General features: G+C 44.7%; 1 protein-coding gene. It reads right to left on the bottom strand.

Annotation, left to right across the window (positions count from 1 at the left end; all coding sequences use genetic code 11):
- Positions 1–251, bottom strand: a 251-nt coding sequence (locus A10D4_RS13440) for a flagellin N-terminal helical domain-containing protein (RefSeq protein WP_008490191.1), incomplete at its 3' end; no start/stop codon positions are given.
- Positions 252–570: the final 319 nt, after the last annotated feature.

The raw sequence follows: 570 nt of genomic DNA, 5'->3' as shown, positions 1-570 counted from the left end.
TCGTCTAACGCACCCTCAGCGGTTTGCGCCAGTGAAATACCGTCGTTGGCGTTACGGTTACCTTGGTTCAGACCCATTACCTGTGAGCTAACTCGGTTTGAAATTTGCAAACCCGCCGCATCATCAGAGGCACTGTTGATACGAAAACCTGATGATAAGCGTTGGAACGCTTGATCTAATTTGTTACCTGAGCCCATCAACTGACGTTGCGCATTGAGTGAGCTGACGTTGGTATTGACGTATAAAGCCATAACTTTACTCCTTAACGAATGATCCCGTGGCAGCATCAAAGCAGCGCTAACCACAGCAACTTAATCAATATGTTTGATACTTAAGCTATCGGCTCAACGGAAGAAATATTTAGCGGAAAATTAACTATTTTCGAAGAAGATAGAGAACTTTAGGAGCTTTTAAATACAAATAAAAAAGAACGGTGAGCTTACACCGTTCTTTTTGAGGTTGTTTTGTCGGTATCGTCGTCGTATTAAAACGTTGACGCAATCGCTTAGCCCAGTAGCTGAATCGCGGCCTGAGGACGCTGGTTAGCCTGCGCCAAAATGGTGGTACTGG

The sequence above is a fragment of the Idiomarina xiamenensis 10-D-4 genome, assembly GCF_000299895.1.
GTDB lineage: Bacteria > Pseudomonadota > Gammaproteobacteria > Enterobacterales > Alteromonadaceae > Idiomarina > Idiomarina xiamenensis.
The sequence above is the reverse complement of the archived record's forward strand: the minus strand, read 5'-3'. Positions and strand labels throughout refer to the sequence as shown.